At 59.7% G+C, this 18,341-nt stretch carries 19 protein-coding genes and 1 pseudogene; 14 read left to right on the top strand and 6 right to left on the bottom strand.

The window, feature by feature from the left end:
• Window positions 1-5 precede the first annotated feature (5 nt).
• Genes EX00_RS00805 through EX00_RS00785 form a run of 5 tightly spaced genes read left to right on the top strand, consistent with a single transcriptional unit; the run spans window position 6 to window position 5,348 of the window.
• Window positions 6-977, top strand: a complete 972-nt coding sequence (locus EX00_RS00805) for an ABC transporter permease (protein WP_047453166.1) — start codon at window positions 6-8, stop codon at window positions 975-977.
• A complete protein-coding gene (locus tag EX00_RS00800; RefSeq protein WP_052210611.1) occupies window positions 977-1,906 on the top strand; it encodes an ABC transporter permease in 930 nt (309 codons plus the stop codon). Before EX00_RS00805 ends, EX00_RS00800 begins: the two co-directional genes overlap by 1 nt.
• Entirely contained in the window at window positions 1,903-2,889 is a 987-nt protein-coding gene (locus EX00_RS00795; protein ID WP_047453163.1) for an ABC transporter ATP-binding protein, read from the top strand. Before EX00_RS00800 ends, EX00_RS00795 begins: the two co-directional genes overlap by 4 nt.
• Window positions 2,886-3,896 carry an ABC transporter ATP-binding protein gene (locus EX00_RS00790; protein WP_047453161.1) on the top strand — a complete coding sequence of 337 codons (1,011 nt, stop codon included), beginning with the start codon at window positions 2,886-2,888 and terminating at the stop codon, window positions 3,894-3,896. The genes EX00_RS00795 and EX00_RS00790 overlap by 4 nt, the downstream gene beginning before the upstream one ends.
• 42 nt (window positions 3,897-3,938) lie before the next feature.
• On the top strand, window positions 3,939-5,348 hold the full coding sequence (locus EX00_RS00785) for a M20 family metallopeptidase (RefSeq protein ID WP_047453159.1): 1,410 nt from the start codon (window positions 3,939-3,941) through the stop codon (window positions 5,346-5,348).
• Window positions 5,349-5,420: 72 nt separating this feature from the next.
• Here the strand turns inward: EX00_RS00785 and EX00_RS31660 are convergent, their stop codons facing one another.
• Both EX00_RS31660 and EX00_RS32195 read right to left on the bottom strand, forming a co-directional pair.
• Window positions 5,421-5,564, bottom strand: coding sequence for a hypothetical protein (locus EX00_RS31660; RefSeq protein WP_202903672.1), 144 nt, complete (start codon window positions 5,562-5,564; stop codon window positions 5,421-5,423).
• A gap of 472 nt (window positions 5,565-6,036) precedes the next feature.
• Window positions 6,037-6,291, bottom strand: a complete 255-nt coding sequence (locus EX00_RS32195; protein WP_047453155.1) for a hypothetical protein — start codon at window positions 6,289-6,291, stop codon at window positions 6,037-6,039.
• 178 nt (window positions 6,292-6,469) lie between these two features.
• Between EX00_RS32195 and EX00_RS00770 the strand changes: the two genes are divergently transcribed.
• The 6 genes from EX00_RS00770 to EX00_RS00745 all read left to right on the top strand — a co-directional run bounded on the left by EX00_RS00770 (window position 6,470) and on the right by EX00_RS00745 (window position 12,543).
• Window positions 6,470-7,165 (top strand): FadR/GntR family transcriptional regulator, encoded by a 696-nt coding sequence (locus EX00_RS00770; protein ID WP_404944001.1) that lies wholly within the window; start codon window positions 6,470-6,472, stop codon window positions 7,163-7,165.
• Window positions 7,162-8,328 carry a PLP-dependent transferase gene (locus EX00_RS00765; RefSeq protein ID WP_047453153.1) on the top strand — a complete coding sequence of 389 codons (1,167 nt, stop codon included), beginning with the start codon at window positions 7,162-7,164 and terminating at the stop codon, window positions 8,326-8,328. Before EX00_RS00770 ends, EX00_RS00765 begins: the two co-directional genes overlap by 4 nt.
• A 44-nt stretch (window positions 8,329-8,372) precedes the next feature.
• Entirely contained in the window at window positions 8,373-9,632 is a 1,260-nt protein-coding gene (locus tag EX00_RS00760) for an ABC transporter substrate-binding protein (protein WP_047453151.1), read from the top strand.
• 87 nt (window positions 9,633-9,719) lie between these two features.
• Entirely contained in the window at window positions 9,720-10,646 is a 927-nt protein-coding gene (locus EX00_RS00755) for a carbohydrate ABC transporter permease (RefSeq protein ID WP_047453150.1), read from the top strand.
• Between the two features lie 3 nt (window positions 10,647-10,649).
• Window positions 10,650-11,480 (top strand): carbohydrate ABC transporter permease, encoded by an 831-nt coding sequence (locus EX00_RS00750; RefSeq protein WP_047453148.1) that lies wholly within the window; start codon window positions 10,650-10,652, stop codon window positions 11,478-11,480.
• Between the two features lie 4 nt (window positions 11,481-11,484).
• Complete coding sequence (locus EX00_RS00745) at window positions 11,485-12,543, top strand: ABC transporter ATP-binding protein (protein WP_047453146.1); 1,059 nt, start codon at window positions 11,485-11,487, stop codon at window positions 12,541-12,543.
• Window positions 12,544-12,586: 43 nt separating this feature from the next.
• Here the strand turns inward: EX00_RS00745 and EX00_RS00740 are convergent, their stop codons facing one another.
• Window positions 12,587-13,732, bottom strand: a complete 1,146-nt coding sequence (locus EX00_RS00740) for a M24 family metallopeptidase (RefSeq protein ID WP_047453144.1) — start codon at window positions 13,730-13,732, stop codon at window positions 12,587-12,589.
• A gap of 59 nt (window positions 13,733-13,791) precedes the next feature.
• On the bottom strand, window positions 13,792-14,496 hold the full coding sequence (locus EX00_RS00735) for a GntR family transcriptional regulator (RefSeq protein ID WP_047453317.1): 705 nt from the start codon (window positions 14,494-14,496) through the stop codon (window positions 13,792-13,794).
• A 152-nt stretch (window positions 14,497-14,648) separates the two neighbouring features.
• Here EX00_RS00735 and EX00_RS00730 point away from each other — a divergent pair.
• Window positions 14,649-14,792, top strand: a pseudogene (locus tag EX00_RS00730) (dihydrodipicolinate synthase family protein); the annotation flags it as partial.
• A gap of 115 nt (window positions 14,793-14,907) precedes the next feature.
• Here the strand turns inward: EX00_RS00730 and EX00_RS00725 are convergent.
• Window positions 14,908-15,555: a hypothetical protein gene (locus EX00_RS00725; protein ID WP_047453140.1), complete on the bottom strand. Its 648-nt coding sequence runs from the start codon at window positions 15,553-15,555 to the stop codon at window positions 14,908-14,910.
• A 251-nt stretch (window positions 15,556-15,806) separates the two neighbouring features.
• Between EX00_RS00725 and EX00_RS00720 the strand changes: the two genes are divergently transcribed.
• Together EX00_RS00720 and EX00_RS00715 are read left to right on the top strand one after the other, a co-directional pair.
• Window positions 15,807-17,231 carry a sensor histidine kinase gene (locus EX00_RS00720; RefSeq protein WP_047453138.1) on the top strand — a complete coding sequence of 475 codons (1,425 nt, stop codon included), beginning with the start codon at window positions 15,807-15,809 and terminating at the stop codon, window positions 17,229-17,231.
• On the top strand, window positions 17,228-17,872 hold the full coding sequence (locus EX00_RS00715) for a LuxR C-terminal-related transcriptional regulator (RefSeq protein ID WP_047453136.1): 645 nt from the start codon (window positions 17,228-17,230) through the stop codon (window positions 17,870-17,872). The genes EX00_RS00720 and EX00_RS00715 overlap by 4 nt, the downstream gene beginning before the upstream one ends.
• Here EX00_RS00715 and EX00_RS31370 read toward each other — a convergent pair.
• Complete coding sequence (locus EX00_RS31370) at window positions 17,869-18,333, bottom strand: hypothetical protein (RefSeq protein ID WP_047453134.1); 465 nt, start codon at window positions 18,331-18,333, stop codon at window positions 17,869-17,871. The two genes, EX00_RS00715 and EX00_RS31370, sit on opposite strands and share 4 nt — an antisense overlap.
• Window positions 18,334-18,341 lie beyond the last annotated feature (8 nt).

The raw sequence follows: 18,341 nt of genomic DNA, 5'->3' as shown, positions 1-18,341 counted from the left end.
CCGCATTGTTTGCCTATGCCGCCTCTCGGGTCGCCCAGACCATTATCGTCCTGCTGGTGATCAGCTTCATCGCCTTCCTGCTGGTCGCCAATATCGGCGATCCGCTGGCGGCGCTGCTGAGCGCGGATTCGACCGTGGCCGAGCGAGCGGATCTCATTGCCCGGCTCGGTCTCGACCAGCCGCTGCCGGTACGCTTCCTGCATTTCATCGGCAATTTCCTGCGGGGCGATTTCGGTCTCTCCTATCGCACGCAGGATCCCGTTGCCCATCTGATTGCCGAACGGCTGCCGGCGACCATGGAGCTTGCCGTCGTCAGCCTGCTGATCACGCTGGCCGTCGGCATACCCGCCGGTATCTATTGCGGCGTTCATCCTAAGTCTGTCCTTGGACGGCTGATCATGGTCGTGTCGACTGCCGGCATCACCCTGCCTAATTTCGTGGTGGGGATCGTGCTGATCGCGATTTTCGCAGTCCGGTTCGGTCTGTTTCCCTCCTTCGGTCGCGGCACGACGGTCGATCTCGGTTTCTGGACGACCGGGCTTCTGACCACCTCGGGCTGGCGCGCCGTCATCCTTCCCGCGACAACGCTCGCCACCTTCCAGGTCGCCTTCGTCATTCGCATCCTGCGCACGCAGCTCATGGAGGTCGGCCAGAGCGAGCACATCCGGTTTGCACGGGCGCGCGGCCTTTCGGAAGCACGCATCTGGTATGTCTATGCCATCAAGAACACGCTGTTGCCGGTCATCACCATGCTTGGTTTGCAACTCGGCAACATCATCGCCTTTTCGGTGGTCACGGAAAATGTCTTTGCCTGGCCCGGCCTCGGCTCGCTTTTCCTGCAATCGATCCAGTCCGCCGATATTCCCGTGATCGCGGTCTATCTGATCTTTGTCGGCGTCGTGTTCATGATCATCAATCTCGCCGTCGAACTCTGTTATCCGCTGATCGATCCGCGCGTACTGAGGAGGCAATCCTGATGTCCGTCGTGAACACCCCAGTCACCCCCAAAAGACGCAGTGCGCTGCTGCGCGCCATGCGCACTTCTCCGGGGCCGACCTTCTGCGCCGCCATCATCCTCGCCCTTTTCGCCTATGCCTTCGTCGTCCCGCTGTTTTCCGTCAATCCCTTCGAGTTCGAGGGCATGTCGGTGATGGATTCCTTCACGCCGCCGGTCTGGACGCCGGATGGCAACCCCGCCTTTCCGCTCGGAACCGATGACCAGGGCCGCAATCTTCTGACCGCAATTGCCTATGGCCTGCGCACCTCCATCATCGTCGGCATCCTTTCCGTGCTGATCGGGCTTGTCGTCGGCGGTGGCCTTGGTCTGATCGCGGGCTTTGCGGGCGGCAAGGTCGATGCCTTCATCATGCGGGCGGCGGACGTGCAGCTTGCCTATCCGGCCCTGCTGCTGGCCATGATCATCGATGGCGCGGCACGCGCGGTGCTCGGCCAGGACCGCGATGTCTTCACGGCGATCGCCATCATCGTGTTGTCCATCGGCATCGCCTTCTGGGTCCAGTATGCCCGCACTATCCGCTCTTCCGTGATGGTGGAGAGGGATCAGGATTACGTTTCCGCCGCAAGGATCACCGGCAGGAGCAATTTCAGTATCATTCTGCTGCACATCCTGCCCAATGTCATGGCGCCGGTGCTGGTCATCGCAACGATCAACCTCGGCATCGCCATCATCACCGAGGCGACCCTGAGCTTCCTTGGGATCGGCATTCCGATCATCACTCCCTCGCTCGGCACGCTGATCCGCAACGGCAACAATTTCCTGCAATCGGGTGAATGGTGGATATCCGTCTGGCCGTGCCTGTTCCTCGTTTTCTTCGTCGTCTCCGTCAATATCCTCGGAGACCATCTGCGCGACGTCTATAATCCGCGCCTGAGAGGTCGCTCATGATCGACACGCCGCTGCTGGATGTTCGCGATCTCACCGTCAAGATCAATCGGGACGGCAACGAGATTACCGCGCTCGATAATGTCTCCTTTTCAGTCGCGCCCGGCGAGGTGCTCGGCATTGTCGGGGAATCCGGCGCCGGCAAATCGATCACAGGTGCCGCGATCATCGATCTGCTCGTTCCGCCGCTGAAAAGAACGGGCGGTACCATCACGCTGCAGGGGCAGCGGATCGATCAATTGAGCGGCAAGGCGCTCCGCAATATTCGCGGTGGCCGCATCGGTTTCGTCTTTCAGGACCCGATGACCAGCCTCAACCCCGTCATCCCGATCGGTCGCCAGCTTTGTGATACGATCCGTTCGCATGCGACGATCGGCAACGACAGGGCCAAGGCGAAAGCACTTGAATGGTTGGATAGGGTGGGCCTGCCTGACCCCCAATTGAATTTCAAACGCTATCCGCATCAGCTCTCGGGTGGGATGCGGCAGCGCGTGGTGATCGCGCTCGCGCTCTGCGCCGATCCGGCCCTTGTGATCGCCGATGAGCCGACGACGGCGCTCGATGTCTCGGTGCAGGCGCATATCCTGCAATTGCTGCGTGACCTGCATCGCGAAAGCAAGGGCAGCATGCTGCTGATCACCCATGATCTCGGCGTCGTCGCCAAGATGGCGGATCGCGTCGCCGTCTTCTATGCGGGCCGTATTGCGGAAATAGGCCCGGTGGCCGAACTCTTCCATTCACCGCGCCATCCCTATACGCGCGGACTGATCAATGCGACGCCGATGCCGGCGGCGGGCGGTGCTATCCGGCTTGATCAGATCCCCGGCGCGATGCCCGGTCTTGGCGCGGTTCCGGCCGGCTGCGCCTTCCATCCACGCTGTTTCAAGGCGGAGGCGGACTGTCGCGCGGGGGTGCCTTCCCTGTCGAGCGATGGCAGCAGCGCCTATTCCTGTTTCCACCCACTGGAAAGGCAGGTTGTCCAATGAATACCCCGGAGTTTCTGGTTCTCGATCGCCTGAGCAAGGTCTACCGACGCCAGCAGGGCGTTTTCGAACGCCTGAAGAAAAGTCCCGGCCAAGAGGGCACCAAGGCCGTGAGCGAGGTCAGCCTCACCATCCATCGCGGCGAAACAATGGGACTTGTCGGCGAAAGCGGTTGCGGGAAGTCGACGCTGGCGCGGCTTGTCTCCGGCCTAATGAAGCCAACGGATGGCACGATCGATTTCCGCTCCGCAAACGGCGCAAAACCGCGCCTGCAAATGATCTTCCAGGATCCTTACTCCTCCCTCAATGGGCGTTGGAAGATTGCCGATATCATCGCTGAGCCGATCGTCGTGCACAAACTCCGACATGGCCGGAGCGCCATTCGCACCCGCGTCGATGAACTCCTGCAACAGGTCGGGCTCTCGAGCGTCGACGGCGAGAAGTATCCGCAGGAGTTTTCGGGCGGTCAGCGCCAGCGCATCTCGATTGCCCGCGCTTTGGCCGGAGAACCGGAATTCCTTATTCTGGATGAACCGACAAGCGCGCTTGATGTCTCCGTGCAAGCACAAATCCTCAACCTTCTTCGTGACTTGCAGGCTAATCTTCATCTAACGAGCCTGTTCATCACCCATAATCTTTCCGTTGTCCGCATCATGGCCGATCGCATCGGCGTCATGTATCTCGGAGAGCTGGTCGAAGAAGCAGGTTCGGAAGAGCTCTTCACCACGCCGCACCACCCCTATACCCGCTTGCTGATCGACGCGGCGCCGGATCTCGATGTCAGCGACCGGTCGCTTCATCCGATCGCCGGCGAGCTGCCGAATCCCGCTCACCCGCCGGCGGGATGTCGGTTCAACACACGCTGTCCCTTCGCCAAGGACATCTGTCGTGGCACTGCGCCGCCGCAGCGCCACACGCCGACGGGCGGGATGTTCCGCTGCCATTTCGATCTCGATCTTGCCGGCACCACTATCAAGCCGTCTTTGCCGGAGAGACGAAAGACGGCCTGACCGTCTGCCTCGTCATCCGTTTTTGTTCCGAAAGGTCCACATATGTCCGTTACCCTCTCCGCTTCCCGCGATGCCGCGATTGAGGAGGCCGTGGGTTTCCTGCTTAGCGGCGTGTTCGAAGAAACACTTCGTCGGTGGGTGGCCATTCCATCCGCGAGCCGTGTGGCGGCCAACAGGCCGGATCTTTGGCGCTACATCACCGAAGAGATGCAGCCGTTGTTCGAGCGTCTCGGTTTCAAGACGCGCATCCTTGAGAACGAGCTTGCACCCGGTCCTTTCCTCCTTGCCGAGCGGATCGAGGATCCCGGCTTCACGACGATCCTGCAATATGGCCACGGCGATGTCGTCGCTGGTCTCGATGAGCAGTGGCATGAAGGCCTATCGCCTTTCGCCACGACGGAGAAGGACGGCCGATGGTATGGCCGCGGCACTGCGGACAACAAGGGGCAGCACGCCGTCAACATCATGGCGATCGAGGCCCTGCTTGCGGTGCGCGGCTCGCTCGGCTTCAACTTGAAATACCTGATCGAGATGGGCGAGGAATCCGGTTCGTTGGGCCTGGAAGAGGTTTGTGTGGTCCATCGGGAGGACCTGAAGGCAGATGTCTTCATCGCTTCCGATGGCCCTCGCCTTGCGCTCGAGCGGCCGACGATTTTTCTCGGCGCGCGCGGCGGCATGTCCTTTGAGTTGGAGATCGAAGCCCGCGAGAATTTTCAGCACTCGGGAAACTGGGGCGGTATCCTTTCCAATCCGGGTATAGAGTTGTGCCACGCCATAACAGCGCTGGTCGACCGCGCGGGCCGCATCAAGGTGCCGGAGATGACACCGGGACGTATTCCGGACAATGTCCGCACCGCGCTCAAGGAGTGCAAGATCGTACCGACAGCCGGCGATCCGGCGGTCGAGGAATGGTGGGGCGAGCCGGGCCTTACTCCCGAAGAAAAAGTGTTCGCCTGGAGTTCTTTCGATATCATGGAGATGGAATGCGGCAATCTTGCCCAGCCGCTCTACGCCATTCCCCCACGCGCCCGCGCTCGCGTCCAGCTTCGCTTTCCGGTCGGCGTCGATCCGAAGGCTGTGATTCCGGCCGTAAGGGTCGCTCTGCGGGATGCGGGCTTCGAACGCGTGAAGGTAAAAGACCCGACCGATGCGACCTTTCTCGCCAGCCGTCTTGACCCGGATCATCCCTGGGTACGCATGGTTGCGGCCTCGATCGAAAAGACGCTCGGTAGGCCACCGGCGATTCTCCCCAATCTCGGCGGCTCACTGCCGAACAATATCTTCTCCGATTTGCTCGGCCTTCCCACGATCTGGATACCGCATTCCTATCCTGGCTGCCTGCAACATGCCGCCAACGAGCATCTGCCGATCAACATCGCCCGCGAAGGCCTTGCGATCATGGCCGGACTCTATTCTGATCTAGGCAATAAAGCGCTGGCACCGGCGGATTGAAAGCATGCCCAGAATGTGGGCTCGACAAGTGGCTGAAGCGCGGTTCATGGCGAGGTCCCACCAAGGGCGGGCTTACTTCTTCTTCAGTTCCCGCTCGAATTCCTCGATCTGCTGAAGGACCCATGGGTCGTCAGCGGAATACTGAATAGCCTCGCGATCCGCCCGCTGCCGGCGACGCCTAACGATCCAGTCAATCAAAGCTTGAAACAGCCGCATGCGAACATCCATGTTCTTTTGGAACGTGAGAGGCCCGACCACCGGCCTCGTGAGCTTTATCAGTAGTCGAGCCTCAACCAGCCGCAAGGCGTTGCGGCGATTACCTATTTGCCTTCCGCTAAATGAACGTTAGCTGAACATGCACGCACTTTATAAGCGAGCCAACATGTTGCTCGCTGCACCTGAGATTTGCCGAAAAGAGGCAATGCAATCGGCTTTCTTTGCCTTCTGGAGAAGATTGCGGCCGCAAAGAGCGATGTTGGATTTGGAAAAAATTGATTTCCCTGAGAGCTTTTTCCGCCAGCCGTACCGATATGACGTAATATGACCTAGTCGCCGCGAAGCACCGGAGCTAAACCACGCCGCGCTGCTTCCGATTTCCCCGGAGCAGCATAAGCTTGGCCTCGCTTTCGCGGGGCCTTTTTTTCTTTTGTGACGATTGTGCTGGCCGAGACGCTGCTCTTTCCCTGCTTTATCGTCGGGGTTCGCCGCCAGGCGCATAGACGGTTTTCTGCTCGAAGCGGAAGACGGTGCCGCAGCTGCAACGAATCATGTGCTTGCGCGGATCGGCCGATGGCCGTTCCGTGGAAAAGCCGCGCGGCATTTCGTCGATCCTGAAATCTCGGCTGAATCCAGAGCGATCGTCGCTTTCGGAAACTTCCGCGAAGCCGGCATGGCCGCACTTCGAGCATTCCAGCTTTCGTGAATATCGATCTCGCGCAGCCATTCTTTTCCAATCCGGGACTCAATCAGGCTTCTTCTATCAGGGCTTTTCCCGCTCTTGAAGAGAGATGACGCCACAGCCTTGACCAAAGCACCCCCAAAAAAAGAGGGTGACGGACAGGAAAAGAGATTGACCTGACAGCAGATGTCAGACCAATTTGACTGCCATGATGACCAAGGCGATGCTTACCCCACTCCCCTCGATCGACCGGATGCAGCAAGTGATCGACGCGCTGTCCGATTTCATCGAGTCGTCGGAACTGAAGGCCGGTGAACGGCTCCCGACCGAGCGTGAGTTGATGGCCGCCCTCTCGGTGGGCCGCTCGACGATCCGGGAGGTGCTCACGCATTTCCAGGCCCTGGGCGTAATGGAAACCCGCAAGGGCAGCGGCACCTATCTGCTGAAGCCGGTTTCCAAGTCGACCATCCATATGCCTTTGTCGCTCGACACCACGCATCTGCGTGATGTGCTGCTGCAGACCCTTGAGGTTCGCCGGGGCATCGAGTGCGAGGCCGGAATGGTCGCCGCCAGGAAGCGCACGGCCAGCGATATCGCGATCATCGAGGTAAAACTCAACGAGATGGAGCGCGTCCATATCGCCAAGGGCACCTCCGGTCCGGAGGATCTCGCGTTTCATCTTGCCGTCTACGACGCCAGCCACAATCCGCTGTTCAAACAGCTTCTCGAACAGATGCGTGGAACCTTCGAACGCTTCTGGACGCACCCTTTCGACCGGCAGGATTTCGCCCGCCGGTCCTTTCCCTTTCACCGCACCCTGTTCAACGCGATCGTCGCCCAGGATCCCGAGGCGGCACGCGCCGAAACACTGAAAATTCTCGACGTCGTCGAGGAAGACATCAAGGAAATGTCCAAATGACTGACGGGCTAGAGCCGTTCGAACTCGCTTCTCTGATTACGGCCCATGACGAAGGCAATTTTGCAGAAGCCGTCGTGCCGCCGATTTTCCAGACATCGCTTTTCACCTTTTCCAGCTACGACGAGATGATCTCCTGCTATCGCGGCGAGAAGATACGGCCGATCTATACGCGCGGCCTCAATCCGACCGTGCGCATGTTCGAGGAAATGCTGGCGAAACTTGAGGGCGCCGAAGATGCGCTCGGCTTTGCAAGCGGCATGGCCGCGATTTCGTCTGCCGTATTGAGCTTCGTCGAACCGGGCGACCGGATCGTTGCGGTCAAGCATATCTATCCCGATGCCTTCCGCCTCTTCGGCACCATCCTGAAGCGGATGAAGGTCGAGGTGACCTATGTCGATGGCCGCGACGAGGAAGCCGTCGCCAAGGCGCTCCCGGGCGCTAAGGTCTTTTATATGGAAAGCCCGACAAGCTGGGTGATGGAAGCCCATGATGTTGGCGCGCTGGCCGCGCTTGCAAAACGGCATGGCGTCGTCTCGATGATCGATAACAGTTGGGCCACGCCCTATTTCCAGCGGCCGCTGACGCTCGGCGTCGATCTCGTCATCCACTCCGCTTCCAAATATCTGGGCGGTCACAGCGACGTCGTCGCCGGCGTGGTTGCCGGCTCGAAAGAGATGATCGCGCGACTGAAGGCCGAAGCCTATCCCTATCTCGGCGGCAAGCTGTCGCCGTTCGATGCCTGGCTCTTGATCCGTGGCCTTCGCACCCTGCCGATCCGCATGCAGGCCCATGAAACCGCGGCCATCACGATCGCGCGCCGGCTGCAGGAACTCGACGCTGTCGAGCAGGTCTGCCATCCGGGCCTCGCCAACCGCCTGCCCGCCGGTCTCAATGGCACCTCGGGTCTGTTTTCCTTCATCTTCCGCGAAGGCGTCGATATCAGGGCCTTCGCCGATAGCCTCAAGCTCTTCAAACTGGGTGTGAGCTGGGGTGGGCACGAAAGCCTGATCGTACCGGGCGAAGTCGTGCTTCAGCAGAAGGCACAACCGAATTCCGCGCATACCTTTGGTATCAACCCGAGGTCCGTACGTCTCCATGTCGGTCTCGAGGGAACCGAGGCGCTGTGGAGAGATATCGAGCAAGCGATCGCCGCTGCCTCGTAAAGCCTGCAACCTGAAGAGAAAAACCTAAAAAGGGGGAACTGAGCATGAAAAGACTGATAACAGCAGCACTCTTTACCGCAATGATGGCAGGCACGGCCTTTGCCGACACGACCCTGAAACTCGTCGAAGTCATCACCAGCCCTGAACGCACCGAGACGCTGAAGTCCATCGTCGGCAAGTTCGAGGCGGCCAATCCGGGCACGAAGGTCGATATCATCTCGCTGCCCTGGAACGAAGCCTTCCAGAAGTTCGCGACCATGGTTTCAGCCGGCGATACGCCTGACGTGATGGAAATGCCGGATACCTGGCTGTCGCTCTACGGCAATAACGGCATGCTCGAAAGCCTCGAGCCCTATCTCGCCAAATGGGACAACACCAAGGAACTGACGCCGCGTGCCCTCGAGCTTGGCCGCGACGTGAAGAACACCGCCTATATGCTGCCCTACGGCTTCTATCTTCGCGCCATGTTCTACAACAAGAAGCTGCTGAGGGAAGCTGGCGTCAGCGAACCACCGAAGACGATGGATGAGTTCGTCAAGGCCTCCGAGGCGGTCGCCAAGTTGCCTGGAAAATACGGCTACTGCATGCGCGGCGGCCCCGGCGGCCTGAACGGCTGGATGATTTTCGCCGCCTCCATGGCCGGCGACAACAAGTATTTCACCGTCGATGGCACCTCCACGATGAACAGCGCCGGCTGGGCGAAGGGCATCGAATGGATGGTCGATCTCTACAAGAAGGGATTGGCGCCGAAGGATAGCGTCAACTGGGGCTTCAATGAAGTCGTCGCCGGCTTCTATTCCGGCACCTGCGCCTTCCTCGACCAGGACCCGGATGCCCTGATCGCGATCGCCGAGCGTATGAGCAAGGACGATTTCGGCGTCATGCCGCTCCCGAAGGGACCGGACGGCAAGTCTTTCCCGACCATCGGTTATGCCGGTTGGTCGATGTTTTCTACCAGTCAGAACAAGGATTTGTCCTGGAAACTGATAGCAACACTTGAAGGCAAGGAAGGCAACCTCGAATGGAACAAGAAGATCGGCGCCCTGCCGGCCTATACCTCGGCCGAGAAGGATCCCTTCTATGCGACCGATCAGTTCAAGGGCTGGTTCGAGGAACTGGCTGACAAGAACACGGTGCCGACCGTGATGCCGACCTATCTCGAGGAATTCGCCTTCTTCAAAGATTCGCTCGCCATCAAGACCTCGCAGCAGGCGCTGATCGGCGATATCTCGGCGAAGGATCTGGCCGACCAATGGGCCGACTACCTGACCAAGGCGCAGCAGAAGTTCCTTGCCAAGAAATAAGACCATCCCCGGCGGCGGAGCAATCCGCCGCCGTTTTTCCGCACACGACACAGACGGCGCCCGAACGCCGCGAATGGGAACTGACTTATGACCATGACCGCCGACAGGCGTCGCGACCGCAGGCCGTGGCTGAAGCGTCTTGCCGATGCTGCGGAACCTTATCTTTACAGCGCCCCTGCACTCATCCTCATTATCGCCGTCATGCTGGTGCCGCTGACGATCGGCATTTCCTATGCGTTTCGCGATATCCAGCTACTCAATCCGTTTTCCGGCGGCTTTATCGGCCTGGAGCATTTCCGTGAGCTCTCCAAGGACGCCGCCTTTTATGGCGCGCTAAAGAATACGCTCTGGTGGACCGGCGCCTCGGTTCTCCTGCAATTCGTCTTCGGGCTGATCCTGGCGCTGCTGTTGGACAAGCCGTTTTTCGGCCGGGCACTGGTGCAGGCTTTGGTGTTTCTGCCCTGGGCGGTTCCCTCCTTCCTGGCCGGCCTCAACTGGGCATGGTTGTTCAATCCGGTGATCGGGCCAATCCCGCATTGGCTCTTCGATCTCGGCTTGATGAGCGAGCCCCGCAACATCCTCTCCGATCCGCAATATGCAATGTGGGGACCGATCGTCGCCAATGTCTGGTGGGGCATTCCCTTCTTTGCGATCACGCTGCTGGCTGCCCTCCAGGCGATCCCGCGCGATCTCTATGAGGCAGCCTCCATCGACGGTGCCGGCTGGTTCCAGCGCTTCGGTTCGATCACGCTCCCCTTTCTCGCGCCGACCATCGCCATCACGGTCTTGCTGCGCACGGTCTGGGTCTCGAACTTCGCCGATCTGATCGTGGTCATGACCGGAGGCGGACCGGCCGATCGTACCCAGATCGTCGCAAGCTACATCTTCACCCAGGCCTTCAAGCGACTGGATTTCGGCTATGCCTCTGCCATCGCGCTGGTGCTGCTGGTCCTGCTGCTCGCCTACTCCATGCTGATCATCCTGCTGCGGCAGACCCTGCTGAACAAGGATTGAGCCATGAGACGATCAATCCTCCCCACCATCGCGCATCGCCTGGCTATCCTCTGCTACGTCATCTTCGCGCTCTTCCCGCTCTTCTGGCTGTTCAAGGTCTCGCTCACCCCGAACGACCTGCTTTATACGGAAGGCGTGCGTATGTGGCCGTCGCGCACGACATGGGAGCACTATGCTTTCGTGCTGCAACACAGCGACTTCCCGACGTTCTTCAAGAATAGCCTGATCGTCTCCGGATCGACGGCGATTGCGGTGACCATCTGTGCATCGCTCTCCGGCTATGCGCTCTCGCGCTTCAATTTCCGCACCAAATACTGGATCGTGGCCTTGATGCTGCTGACGCAGATGTTCCCGTTGGTCATGCTGGTGGCGCCGATCTTCAAGATTCTGACGCCGCTGCATCTGACCAACAGCCTGACGGGCCTCGTCATCGTCTACACGGCCTTTAACGTGCCTTTTGCTACCTTTCTGATGCAGTCCTTCTTCGACGGCATTCCGAAGGATCTGGAAGAGGCAGCGATGATCGACGGCGCGACACAGTTCACCGCGTTCCGGCAGATCATCCTACCGCTGACGCTACCCGGCATCGCCGCGACGCTCGGTTTCGTCTTCACGGCCGCCTGGAGCGAACTGCTCTTCGCCCTGATGCTCATCAACGGCAATCAGGCCGCGACCTTCCCCGTCGGGCTTCTCACCTTCGTTTCGAAATTTTCCGTGGATTTCGGGCAGATGATGGCGGCGGGCGTCATGGCGCTCATTCCGGCCTGCCTCTTCTTCCTGCTTATTCAGCGTTATCTCGTGCAGGGCCTGACGGCCGGCGCGGTCAAGGGTTAGTCAAATGGCATCGATCGATATTCAGAACGTCAGAAAAGCCTATGGGCATGTGCAGGTGCTGCACGACATCGATCTCCAGATCAAGGATGGCGAATTCGTCGTTCTCGTCGGTCCATCGGGTTGCGGCAAGTCCACGCTGCTCCGGATGATTGCCGGTCTCGAGGACATCAGCGGCGGCGAGGTTCGCATTGCCGGCAAGCGCGTCAACGAGCTGCATCCGAAGGACCGCGACATCGCCATGGTGTTTCAGTCCTATGCGCTCTATCCGCACATGAACGTCGCCGGCAATATGAGCTACAGCCTCAAGCTTCGCAAAGTCGCAAAGGACAAGATTACGAGCATCGTCGCCGCCGCCGCGTCGAAGCTCGGCCTCGATCCTCTACTCGAACGTCGCCCGAAAGCACTTTCGGGTGGCCAGCGTCAGCGCGTCGCCATGGGGCGCGCCATCGTGCGCCAACCAAAGGCCTTTCTGTTCGACGAGCCGCTGTCGAACCTCGATGCGCGCCTGCGCGAGCAGATGCGGGCCGAGATCAAGAAATTGCATGGCGACCTGAAAGCGACCTCGATCTACGTGACGCACGACCAGATCGAGGCAATGACGCTGGCGGACCGGATCGTCGCCATGCATGGCGGGGTGGTGCAGCAGGTCGGCAGTCCGCTTGAACTTTACGACCGCCCCGCCAACCTCTTCGTTGCCGGCTTCATTGGCTCGCCGGGGATGAACTTTCTCGACGCCACCTACGACACCGACGGCATGAGGCTGAAGGATGGAACCATTGTCCCGCTGCCGGCTCCGCTGAACCTGCCGGTCGGCGCCAAGGCGACAGTTGGAATTCGGCCCGAGCATGTGGTTTTGTCAACGGATGGTGCCGATCTCAGCGCCAATGTAGAGCTGATCGAACCGACCGGCTTCGGCATCATTCTTCACCTGTCGCTGCACGGCCTGCCGTTCAAGGTGTTCACGCTTAATCGCGAGGCACTGAGCGCCGGTCCGCAAGTGAACGTATCGTTCCCGGCGCAGCATCTGCATGTGTTCGACGAAGACGGCAAACGGGCGGCGTGAGCTAGGGGATACCTTGCTCAGCGCGCCCGGAGTTAAGGGCTCCTCAATCGGCAAAGGGTTCGGTCGGCCCCTTCGCCGGCTTAGTGAACCAGCACGGCCCGGATTCCGTCATATAGATGTGGTCCTCCAGCCGGATACCGAACCTTTCCGGAAAGACGATCATCGGCTCGTTGGAGAAAACCATGCCGGCTGCGAGCGGCGTCGCGTTGCCACGGACGATATAGGGCTCTTCGTGGATCTCCAGGCCGAGGCCATGACCGGCGCGGTGTGGCAATCCCGGCAGACTATAGTCCGGACCGAGAGAATGCTTCGCGAGCACCGCGCGGGCTGCATCATCGAGGCTAGAACATGCCGCCCCCAACTTTGCCGCGTCGAATACGGCCTGTTGTGCCTCGCGCTCGATCGCCCAAGCCTGTTCGAATTCCTTGTGGCCGCTCTCCAGGGTATAGGTTCGGGTGATGTCCGAATGATAGCCGTCGAGCCGGCAGCCGGTGTCGACCAGAATGACATCGCCATCAGCAAGGGTCTGGTCGCCATCCGCCCCATGCGGAAGCGAGGTCGCCGTGCCGAAGGAAACGATGCAGAAGGTCGAGCTGCCATCGGCCCCTACATCGCGATGCCGCCGGTCGATGAAATCGACCACCTCGGATGCCTTGATCCCCGACTTTAGAAGCGCATGTGCTTGCTTATGGACGTCGAGCGTCAGATTCATCACATATCGAATGAGCGCGATTTCCGCCGGCGATTTGATCCGGCGCAGATCGCGGGTCAGCCGGCCGCCATCCGTCAGCCTTTCGACGCCGATTTCCGCCGCCAGCGCGTGATAGAAGAAAAGCGGTAAGTCATCATCGAGAGCCAACGTGCCGGAACCGCCGACAAGACTGGAAATCAGCGCGACGCTGCTTTCCTCTTCCTGCCAGACCAGGATATTTCCGGGCAAATGCGGGAGCGTCTCGACGCGGCTGCGCTCGAAGCCCGGAACGATGTAATAGAGCTCGGTCGGGGTTACCAGCGCGCCGAGAAACCGTTCGCTCAAATGCCAGACCAGTCCCGTAAAATAGCGCAGGCTCTCGGTTGGCCCCAGAAGCATGCCGCCCAAGCCTTCGGCCTCGATAGACTGACGGAGCTTTGCGAGACGAAGCTTTCTCTCATCCTGAGTGATGCGGGGTACGGGATGCTGCCAAGACATGCGGTTTTCCAATCCATTCGATCGAGAGGCGGAGATAAAAGTGTTTTCGTCGGGAGATTTCAGGACAACGGGATCGCCACCGGCCGGTCCAGGTTGCGGGCAATATAGTCCTGGATCTGCCGAACGATCTGCGCGGCGTGATCGATCGCCAACCGGTCGGCACGGTCGACATCGCCCGCTTCGATCGCGGCGATCATCTCCTCATGCTCATCGACATATTGGCGCGGCAGGCGATCATCGAATGTCGAGTAATAGAGACGAAGGATGCGCCGGCCTTCGTCGAGCAGCCGGGCGAAAAAACTCGTGTAGTAGGAATTGCCGGCCAATTCGGCGATCGCGACATGAAACTCGCGGTTCGCCTCGATCATCGCATAGGCATCGCGGGCAATGACGGCGTCAGCAAAATCCTGCTGATGGGCACGGATGGTCTTCATGATCCCGGCATCCCGCCGTTCGGCCGCGCCGCGCGTGGTGACGCGATACATCAGCGTAAGGGCCTCGAAATAGGTGGGCAGACCCGCAAAATCGATGATCGCAACTATGGTGTTCCTATTCGGCAAGGTCGTTGCCAGCCCCTCACCCACGAGCCGCAACAGCGCCTCGCGGATGGGCGTTCTCGACATCTTGAAGCGCTCCGACAGCCGCACCTCATCGAGCGGGCTGCCAGGCTCAAGCGCCATCGACAGGATTTCCCGGCGCAGCGCAGCGTAGACGCTTTGCGTGCCTGATCCGCGCGCGCGCACATTTTCCACATCGCCCTGCATTCGGATACCCTTCGCAACCAGCATCTTCGTATGTCGTTTTAGCAGGCGCTAGCAAGACCACCTGCCCTTCCCGAAACTTTTTCTAGCCCGCTTCGTGAGCTTTGTCGACAATTTGTATATAGGGCCGTCAGCTTTTCAATGAGGATCAAGCGATGACGACTGGATGGAAGGGCGTTCAGGACGCTCTCGTCAACGACGGCGTCAACGGGCTGATCGTCATGGGCACCTGCGGCGAGAACAACTCGCTCGACCCGGAGGAAAAGCGCACGATCCTGAAGGCCGCGCCTGCCGTTGTCCGGCACCCGCCGCGCGGAAGTCACCCGCCCCTCTAAGGTGCCCCAGGCCGCCTGATACAGAAAAGCCGGCAATCGCGGTTCAGCGATTGCCGGCTCTGCTTTTCCATAAAGACGTTCAGTTCGCAGGCGTCGTTGTGACTGTGGATTGCTCCAACGCGTCGCGCACCTGATCTATTTTCCCGACGGCAGGGCCAACGCCCAGAATACCCTTGGCTTCCGCCAGCGTCTTGTTGGTCACGACACCTGTCTTCGACGATTGAGCCAGAGCCGAACGCAGCGCCTCGTCACTGAGCGCCGGGTCCGTCGGCACGGCATTGGTTCCGTTCTGGAGTTCGAACTCGGCATAATCCATGACATAGGCCCTAATGGCCGCCATCTTCGGATCCTTGGAATTCATATAGGCGTGATAGTTCCGCTTCAGGGAATTGAGGCTGCCAAGCTCTGCCGCTGCCGTCTTCACTTTCGTGGAGTTCGTCTTTTCGAGTTTCCTGTTTGTAGACGCGGACTTTGAGGAATGCCCCGTGCGTTTCGGGTTCCCGACGCTTCCATCAGTATCATCGCTGTCGTCCGATTGCGCGGCACTTGACGTTCCATGGCTGGAATTGCTGCTGCTGTGGCTCCCGCCATTTCCATTGCCGCCTCCATTGCCGTTGCCGCCCTTGGCATAGGCCATGTTTGCAAAGCCGAGGGCGCCGCCGGCTACCGGAGCGACAGACAATGCCAAGGCAACAACAGTCGTTCCAAAAGCTGAACTGAATTTCATCTGCGTATTCCTCTCATTCCAGATTATGCTCTGCCAACGCTGTACAACTACGGCGCGGGACGAGCATTCATGCTGCCCGCCATAATATTGCTGGAAATGGAAGTTTCCACGGGGGACGGACCAATGCCTCTGGGGATCAGACCTTAGCCTGATTGCCGAAGGCCGAAAGTCCAGAAGGGCGATCGATGGGAATTTGCATCAATCCTGGGATCCGCCGGCATTTGGATGATCATCGCTGAAAGTAGCCAGACATGCAGACAAATCTCAAATCACTGCTGTCGCCGGTTCGCTTGATCGCCGGCTGGAACTCCCAATCCCTGGCACGGCAATTCCTGCTGATCGGCGGCCTCGTCGCCGCCTGCGCCATGCTTGTCGTCGGCGCCGTTGTCACCAGCCTCATCGAGGATGCCGTCACGCGCAACTCCGCCGCCAGCACCGCTCTTTATGTCGACAGCGTCATCGCGCCGCTTCTCCCGGATATGCAGACGACCAAGGTGCTGGACGATACGGTGACGCGCGCGCTGGACGAAACACTTGGCGAAGGTGCGCTCGGCAGCCGCCTGATGTCCTTTCGCCTCTGGCGCAGCGACGGCACCGTTCTCTACTCCAACGACAAGAACCTGATGGGAAAGCAGTTCCCGCTGAGCGATGATCTGAAGGCGGCCTTTTCCGGAACGATGACGGCGCAGTTCAATCAGCGCGACGACGTGGGGAGCGTTGCCGAGCAAACCAGTGGTAAGCCGCTCCTGGAGATCTACAATCCGGTCCTCCAACCTTGGTCGGGCAATGTCGTCGCGGTCTCGGAATTCCATGAAGTAGCGTATGATTTCCAGCGCAGCTTGAACCAGGCGCGCTTTCGAAGCTGGTTGGCCGTCGGCGGCTTCACTCTGGCCTTCTTTCTTATCCTTTCGATGATCGTCCTTCGCGGAAGCCGGACGATCGAAAGCCAGCGCGGCGCGCTCAAGGCGCGCATCGGCGAGCTTTCGGCTCTCCTGCAGCAGAACGAAATCCTGCGCACCCGCGTTCAAAGGGCTTCGCAACGTGCCGCCGCCCTCAACGAAAGCTACCTCCGGCGCATCGGCGCCGATCTGCACGACGGCCCCGCGCAGCTCGTTGCCTATGCGTCGTTGCGATTGGACAGCGAGGCCTTGGTAAATCCGGCCGCGCCGGGGCAGGAGCGAGAGCAGGCACTCGCCGCAATCAAATCGAGCCTCGACGATGCCATGACGGAGATCAGAAGCATTTGCAGCGGGCTTATCCTGCCGCAGATCGAGACGGCGAACCTCTCGGAGTTGTTGCAACGCGCGGTTCGCGCCCACGAACAGCGAACGGGAACCGTGGTCGGCCTGTCTTTGTCCGACATGGCGCAGGAGCTGTCGACCTCCGCCAAGATCTGCATATACCGCTTCGTTCAAGAGGCGCTGAACAATGGTTATCGTCACGGCGACGGCGCGGCACAGCGAGTTGACCAGGGCACCGATGGCAAACACGTCACGATTGCGGTATCAGATGATGGGCCGGGTTTCGATCCGGCATATATTCCTGAGAGCAGCCTCGGTTTGGCAGGCCTCAGGGAAAGAGTGGAAAGCCTTGGTGGCGCGTTCGAACTTAGTTCGTCGAAGGACGGAACGATCGTGCGGATGTCGCTGAGCGCGATGGAAATGGAACAGACATGACGACAGCAATCAGCCTAGCGGTCATCGACGACCATCCGCTGTTCCGGGAAGGCGTCATTCGCAGCCTTGCCGAGATCGGCGGTTTTTCGATCGTGGGCGAAGGCAGCACGAAGGACGATGCCGTGCGAATAGCCGCCGAGGCGCGTCCGGATGTTCTGCTGATGGATATCTCCATGCCCGGCGGTGGTCTGGAAGCGATCCCGTCGATCCTTGAGCGCGTGCCGGACCAGAAGATCGTGATGCTGACTGTCTCCGAAGCAAGCGACGATGTGACGACGGCGCTCAGAAACGGCGCGAAGGGATACGTGCTCAAGGGCGTCGGATCAAGAACACTGGCAGAGATCCTCCGCACGGTGGCCTCGGGTGAAAGCTACGTTGCGCCGACCCTTTCCGCCCGCCTGATCTCCGGCCAAGGCAATGCACCCGGAAAGGCAGATCTTATCCGCGAACTAACGGACAGGGAAAGCGAAGTGCTTCAGCTCGTGGCAACAGGACTCAGCAACAAGCAGATCGGTCTCAAGCTCGATCTCCACGAGAAGACAGTCAAGCATCATATGACCCAGATCTTCACGAAGCTGGGCGTCACAAACCGCACGGAAGCGGCAATGGCGTTTCGCGATGCGCTTGAAAGAAACGGCTAGTGAAGCAAGGATTTCAGTCGCTTCTGGTCGGCCGCAGTCGCGCCGCGATTGATGATGGTGCGTCCCTTTGAATCCTTCATGACATACCGCCCGTTTTGGATGGCTTCGCTCATGCCGTCGGTGTGCTCAACTTCCATCGAGGTATCGCTCGAACTGGAAGAATTGTCAGTATCATCCTGATCTTGTTTGGTATTTCTTCCGCTCGAATTCTTACCGTTGCTACTGCTGCCGTTCCCACTCCCATTGCCGCTATTGCCGCCGCCATTGCCATTGCCGCCCCCATTTCCGTTACCGCCGCCGTTGCCTCCTCCGTTCCCGTTGCCACCGTTTTTTGCGTCCGCGCTCTGAGCCACGAACGCAATCGACGTTCCCTGAATCTCGATGCGATAAGGGGTTGCGGTAAGCACCAGCGTAAACAAGGTGCCGAGAAGAACGGCGATCGATTTTTGGCTGAAAGACATGAGGGGTT

Origin of the sequence: Martinezella rhizogenes (genome assembly GCF_000799715.1) — a bacterium.
GTDB classification, from domain to species: domain Bacteria; phylum Pseudomonadota; class Alphaproteobacteria; order Rhizobiales; family Rhizobiaceae; genus Rhizobium; species Rhizobium rhizogenes_C.
This window is presented reverse-complemented; position numbering and strand designations above follow the sequence as displayed.

Bases quoted from the DNA above. Each gene is read 5' to 3' on its own strand.
- EX00_RS00800 (WP_052210611.1), top strand. From the start codon at position 977: ATGTCCGTCGTGAACACCCCAGTCACCCCCAAAAGACGCAGTGCGCTG.
- EX00_RS00795 (WP_047453163.1), top strand. From the start codon at position 1,903: ATGATCGACACGCCGCTGCTGGATGTTCGCGATCTCACCGTCAAGATC.
- EX00_RS00790 (WP_047453161.1), top strand. From the start codon at position 2,886: ATGAATACCCCGGAGTTTCTGGTTCTCGATCGCCTGAGCAAGGTCTAC.
- EX00_RS00785 (WP_047453159.1), top strand. From the start codon at position 3,939: ATGTCCGTTACCCTCTCCGCTTCCCGCGATGCCGCGATTGAGGAGGCC.
- EX00_RS31660 (WP_202903672.1), bottom strand. From the start codon at position 5,564: ATGCGGCTGTTTCAAGCTTTGATTGACTGGATCGTTAGGCGTCGCCGG.
- EX00_RS32195 (WP_047453155.1), bottom strand. From the start codon at position 6,291: ATGGCTGCGCGAGATCGATATTCACGAAAGCTGGAATGCTCGAAGTGC.
- EX00_RS00770 (WP_404944001.1), top strand. From the start codon at position 6,470: ATGCTTACCCCACTCCCCTCGATCGACCGGATGCAGCAAGTGATCGAC.
- EX00_RS00765 (WP_047453153.1), top strand. From the start codon at position 7,162: ATGACTGACGGGCTAGAGCCGTTCGAACTCGCTTCTCTGATTACGGCC.
- EX00_RS00760 (WP_047453151.1), top strand. From the start codon at position 8,373: ATGAAAAGACTGATAACAGCAGCACTCTTTACCGCAATGATGGCAGGC.
- EX00_RS00755 (WP_047453150.1), top strand. From the start codon at position 9,720: ATGACCATGACCGCCGACAGGCGTCGCGACCGCAGGCCGTGGCTGAAG.
- EX00_RS00750 (WP_047453148.1), top strand. From the start codon at position 10,650: ATGAGACGATCAATCCTCCCCACCATCGCGCATCGCCTGGCTATCCTC.
- EX00_RS00745 (WP_047453146.1), top strand. From the start codon at position 11,485: ATGGCATCGATCGATATTCAGAACGTCAGAAAAGCCTATGGGCATGTG.
- EX00_RS00740 (WP_047453144.1), bottom strand. From the start codon at position 13,732: ATGTCTTGGCAGCATCCCGTACCCCGCATCACTCAGGATGAGAGAAAG.
- EX00_RS00735 (WP_047453317.1), bottom strand. From the start codon at position 14,496: ATGCAGGGCGATGTGGAAAATGTGCGCGCGCGCGGATCAGGCACGCAA.
- EX00_RS00725 (WP_047453140.1), bottom strand. From the start codon at position 15,555: ATGAAATTCAGTTCAGCTTTTGGAACGACTGTTGTTGCCTTGGCATTG.
- EX00_RS00720 (WP_047453138.1), top strand. From the start codon at position 15,807: ATGCAGACAAATCTCAAATCACTGCTGTCGCCGGTTCGCTTGATCGCC.
- EX00_RS00715 (WP_047453136.1), top strand. From the start codon at position 17,228: ATGACGACAGCAATCAGCCTAGCGGTCATCGACGACCATCCGCTGTTC.
- EX00_RS31370 (WP_047453134.1), bottom strand. From the start codon at position 18,333: ATGTCTTTCAGCCAAAAATCGATCGCCGTTCTTCTCGGCACCTTGTTT.